Consider the following 4,679-nt stretch of genomic DNA (forward strand, 5'->3'; position numbering starts at 1 on the left):
TCAGCACCATATGGTCCGCTTCTGTGGGCAGCACTTCCACCTGTGTGGTTTGCGGCAGATCTACCTCAAGCCCCTGGCTCATCATGGGGGTGGCTACCATAAAGATGATAAGCAGCACCAGCATGACATCCACAAAGCCTCGTCCAGGGTGCCGTCTTTCTCATGCGCCGCGTGCGGCGCATGGTCAGTCACAAGAATGTCCACAATGCCTGTTTTTACCGCTTCACGCAGGGCGTCGCGATCGCGCGCGGTGCGCAGGGGCGGGCTGACCTTGGCCTGGGTACTATAGTTCTCAAGCGCGCGCTCATCCAGCAGCAGGTAATGCGGGCAGGTTTCCGCGCTGACCTTGACGCCGCGCGCCTTGGCCCAGCGGATGACGTCCACCGTCAACTCCGCCGAGACATGCGCGATATGCACGGGAATATCAAGATATTCCGCAAGCATTATGTCACGTGCGGCCTGCACGGCCTCCCCGGCCGAGGGCTGCCCCTTGAGGCCCAGCAGACCGCTCACATAGCCTTCGTGCATGATCCAGCCACGGGCCAGATGCGGGTCTTCGCAATGGTCGATAAGCACAAGCCCAAGATCCGCCGCATATTCCATAATGCGGCGCACAAGCTCGGCATTTTCCAGCGGGCGGCCGTCATTGGAAACAGCCACGCAACCGGCTTCCCTGAGTTCCGCCAGGGGAGCCATGGTCTCTCCCTTGAGGCCCACGGTGGCGGCGGCCACGGGGAACAGGCGGGGACCGTGGGGATGGCTCTGGCGGGCCTTGTCCAGCATATGGCGGGTAACGCTTGCCGTATCGTTGACGGGCCTGGTATTCGCCATGCACATGACCCCGCCGAAACCGCCGCGCGCGGCGGCCTCAAGCCCCGAGGCCACGTCCTCTTTATACTCGAAACCGGGTTCGCGCAGGTGTACGTGGGCGTCGATAAGGCTCGGCATGAGCACAAGACCGCGCGCATCGAAAATCTCACAGCCTTCGGGGGGCGCGTGGTGTCCCGCCGGAGTCATGGTCGTAATCTTTCCACCGGTTACCAGAAGGTCCACCGGGGCTTCCAGGTGGCGGGCATTTTTGATGCAAAGCCTCATGCGCGACCTCCGTCATTGCGCGTCGCCAGAAGATAAAGCACTGCCATGCGCGTGGCTACGCCCGCAGCCACCTGGTCAAGCACCAGGCTCGCTGGGGCATCGGCCATATCGTCTGAAATTTCCAGGCCCCGGTTCATGGGACCGGGTTGCAGCACCCTTGCGCCGGGTCGGGCCAGCGCCATATGGTCGAGGCCAAGGCAAAAGCGCCGCGAATATTCGGCCAGATCGGGCAAAAGCCCTGCCTGCTGGCGTTCCAACTGCAAGCGCAGGCACATTACGGCGTCCACATCGCGCACAGCCTGCTTCAGGTCGGTATATACCTCCACCGGCCAGTGGTCCACCCCGGCAGGCAGCAGGGTGCGCGGGGCGCAGACCCGTATGCGCACGCCAAGACCGGTAAGCAGATGGATATTGGAACGCGCCACCCGGCTGTGGGCAATATCGCCCAGAATCAGCAGGGTACGGCCCTCAAAGGAATTTTTCCAGGCTTCACGCAGGCTGAAGCAGTCCAGCAGCGCCTGTGTGGGATGGGCATGCCAGCCATCGCCGCCGTTCACCACGCCGCAGGGCAGCAGGTCCGCCACATAGCGGGCCGCCCCACTGCTGGAGTGGCGCATGACGATAACATCCGGAGACATGGCCTGAAGCGTCAGGGCCGTGTCCTTGAGGCTTTCGCCCTTGTTGAGGCTTGATCCGCTCTTGCCCAGCGCAAAGGTGTCTGCCGAAAGGCGCTTGCCCGCCACGTCAAAGGATGTTTTGGTGCGCGTGCTGTTTTCCACAAAAAAAAGCACCACGGTCTTGCCCTTGAGGGTGGGAACCTTTTTGACCGGGCGGCTGTTTATTTCCTGAAAGCTGACGGCCAGATCGAGCAGGTGCAGGGTATCCGCCCTGCTCAGCTGCGTTACGTCCAGCAGGTCCTTGTGCGGCCAGTGGTAGCGATTGTCGGTATTCATGGCAGTGCTGTGTAAAAGGTAAAAAAAAGCCCCGCTTTTCAACGGGGAACAACGGGGGCGGCTGCGGCCCTGAACTTCGGAAACCTCAAAAAATCCGGCAGACCGGGCGTTGGAAAAAACGCCCGCCCAGAACCAGCTGTTTCGGGAGCGGCAGACATCATGCCCTTTTTGTAGGCGCGCCAAGGTGCTTTGTAAAGCAAAAAGTCTGTTGACGCCCGCTGGGCCTTTGTCTAGTTAGAAGAAGGCCATACCGTCGGGCGCGCCCTGGAGCAATTTCACTTTTACATTGCTCTGACGGCTGCGTGAGCAGACGTTCGCTACGGAGGCGTAAGCGCAGTTTATCTGCGCGGTTAAACGCCGAAGTGAGCGTGCCTTAAACTTTGAGAATGCATATTCTCAAAGTTAATCTGCTCTAGAGCATTTAACACTTGAAATGCTCGCTTACGACAGGCAAAAGCCTGCCTTCTCGCATTTCGTGGCAAGGATTTTCAAGAAAATCCTTGCAGAGCAGTTAACTCATTTCATTCGTTAACTGCTCTAAAGGCGCTTGCCCGGCCTTTTTCGCGGTTTGCCCGACCGGGGCTGCCGCATTTTTGTCAGTTTTTTCGTCTTTGTTTTTACTATGTTTCAGAACTTTTCAGGAGGATGCGACCAATGCTCACGACGCTTGTGATCTATCTTGCCTGCGGCGCGGTGGCCGGTGTGCTGGCCGGGCTTCTGGGCGTGGGGGGCGGCATTGTGCTGGTACCCATGATGGTGGCTATCTTTCCCACCGTGGGCGTTCCGGCGGAATATGTGCAGCAGATGGCGCTCGGCACGTCGCTTGCCTCCATCATGATCACATCCATCTCCAGCGCCCGCGCCCATAACAAACGCGGAGCCGTGCACTGGGATATTTTCCGCAATATCACTCCCGGCATTCTTCTGGGTACGTTCGGAGGCGGGCTTATTGCCACGCACATGCCCACCCTGGCGCTCAAGATCATCTTCATCTGCTTTCTGGTGGTGGTCGCAGCGCAGATGCTCTCGGGCTACCGCCCCCCGGCCACGCGCAATATGCCGGGCTTTGCGGGTACATCAGGCGTGGGCGTGGGCATAGGGCTTCTTTCAAGCTTTGTGGGCATTGGCGGCGGCACGCTTTCCGTGCCGTTCATGTCCACGTGCAACGTTCCCCTGCACCATGCCGTAGGCACTTCGGCCGCCATCGGCTTTCCCATCGCCGTGGCGGGTACACTGGGCTATATTATCGGCGGATGGGGGCGTCCCGACCTGCCCTCGATGACTCTGGGCTTTGTAAACCTGTGGGCCTTGCTCGGCATTGCCTCGGCCAGTTTTCTTACAGCGCCCCTGGGCGTCAGGCTTTCGCATTCCCTGCCCGCGGACAAGCTCAAGCGCGGCTTTGCCTGCTTTCTGATCATCGTGGCCGCCAGGATGGCCTGGGGATTGCTGTAACCATAAATTACTGTCAGGATGGCGGTATGAAACTTTATTCCTACAATCACAAACTGGCCGAATCCGTCTGGTGGAACCTGCTCTGGCTGACTCTCGGCGGTCTGCTCATGACCATCTGCGTGCAAAGCGTGGCCGCCCCCCACGACTTTCTCGCCGGGGGCATCATGGGCGTGGCCCTGCTGACCAATTACTGGACAGGCACGCTTACCCCCCTTGTCTGGTATGCGCTGCTGTGCGCGCCGGTCTATATTTTCGGCTGGTTTTTTGTGGGGAAACGTTTTTTGCTTTATACAGCCTACGGAACCTTGTGTACCACGGTTTTCGGCTTTTTTATCGACTTTACCATCCCCGTGCAGAACGACCTTTATGCTGCCGTCGTAGGCGGCGTGCTGCACGGCGCGGCCTGCGGCGTGATGCTGCGCACCCTGGGCAGCGGCGGAGGCACTGACGTTATCGCCGTTGTGCTCAAAGACCGCTGGAATTTTTCCATCGGCCAGTTCAACGTCATTTTCAACGGCCTGCTTTTCCTGCTTGGCGCGTACCGCCTGCCGCTGGACCTTATCGTGGCGTCAATGATCATGATGTTCATCTCGTCCAGCGCGCTTGAGTATGTGCTGGGCATGTTCAACAGGCGCAAGCTGGTCATGGTCATCTCCGACCACGGCGAAGAAATCAGCGAGGCCATCCTGGTAACGGAACGCTTCGGGGCAACCATGCTGCGCGGCAAGGGGGCCTATTCCGGCTCGGACCGCGAAATCCTGCTCACCGTCACCACCAATATAGCCCTCAAGCGACTGGAAAACCTGGTGTACAGCATTGACCCCAATGCCCTCTTTATTGTTGAAAACACCTTCTATGTCTCCGGCGGGCAGTTTGCCCGGCGCGGACGCTAGAGCAGTTTACGAATGAAGTGAGTTCACCGCGCGGCAAGGATTTTCCTGAAAATCCTTGCCGCGAAATGCGAGCAGGCAGGCTTTTGCCTGCCGTAAGCGAGTATTTCAAATGGTAACTGCTCAAGGAACAAGTATGCACCCCAAGGGGCCTTCAGATTCCAACACGGGTTCGCAGGCGGCTGCCGCACAGAGCGAAAGCGGCAACGGAGCCGCCTGTGCGGCCCATACCGCTGAACCCGCCCTGGCTATCAGGGCCAGAAGCATCGTGACCCTGGCGGGCGAAGGG

At 59.3% G+C, this 4,679-nt stretch carries 4 protein-coding genes and 1 pseudogene; 2 read left to right on the plus strand and 3 right to left on the minus strand.

Annotated elements, in window-relative coordinates; genetic code table 11:
- From V6C16_RS08125 to V6C16_RS08135, 3 genes and pseudogenes are all read right to left on the minus strand, one after another.
- Positions 1 to 133 (minus strand): biopolymer transporter ExbD (locus V6C16_RS08125; RefSeq protein WP_333542993.1); only part of this gene is annotated, 133 nt, incomplete at its 3' end.
- Positions 134 to 135: 2 nt separating this feature from the next.
- Positions 136 to 1,095, minus strand: a pseudogene (locus tag V6C16_RS08130) (dihydroorotase); the annotation flags it as partial.
- The gene (locus V6C16_RS08135; RefSeq protein ID WP_333542992.1) at positions 1,092 to 2,048 is read right to left on the minus strand and encodes an aspartate carbamoyltransferase catalytic subunit; all 957 of its coding nucleotides are present in this window, start codon (positions 2,046 to 2,048) and stop codon (positions 1,092 to 1,094) included. The pseudogene V6C16_RS08130 and the gene V6C16_RS08135, both read right to left, overlap by 4 nt.
- Positions 2,049 to 2,702: 654 nt before the next feature.
- Between V6C16_RS08135 and V6C16_RS08140 the strand changes: the two genes are divergently transcribed.
- Together V6C16_RS08140 and V6C16_RS08145 are read left to right on the plus strand one after the other, a co-directional pair.
- Positions 2,703 to 3,500 (plus strand): sulfite exporter TauE/SafE family protein, encoded by a 798-nt coding sequence (locus V6C16_RS08140; RefSeq protein WP_333536031.1) that lies wholly within the window; start codon positions 2,703 to 2,705, stop codon positions 3,498 to 3,500.
- Between the two features lie 26 nt (positions 3,501 to 3,526).
- Positions 3,527 to 4,393 carry a YitT family protein gene (locus tag V6C16_RS08145; protein ID WP_333536032.1) on the plus strand — a complete coding sequence of 289 codons (867 nt, stop codon included), beginning with the start codon at positions 3,527 to 3,529 and terminating at the stop codon, positions 4,391 to 4,393.
- The last annotated feature ends 286 nt before the right edge of the window (positions 4,394 to 4,679 follow it).

It is taken from the genome of Desulfovibrio sp. 1188_IL3213 (assembly GCF_036763145.1).
In the GTDB taxonomy this organism is placed as follows: Bacteria; Desulfobacterota; Desulfovibrionia; order Desulfovibrionales; family Desulfovibrionaceae; genus Desulfovibrio.

Excerpts from the sequence above, each read along its gene's own strand:
- V6C16_RS08145 (WP_333536032.1), top strand. The coding sequence starts at position 3,527 with ATGAAACTTTATTCCTACAATCACAAACTGGCCGAATCCGTCTGGTGG.
- V6C16_RS08140 (WP_333536031.1), top strand. The coding sequence starts at position 2,703 with ATGCTCACGACGCTTGTGATCTATCTTGCCTGCGGCGCGGTGGCCGGT.
- V6C16_RS08135 (WP_333542992.1), bottom strand. The coding sequence starts at position 2,048 with ATGAATACCGACAATCGCTACCACTGGCCGCACAAGGACCTGCTGGAC.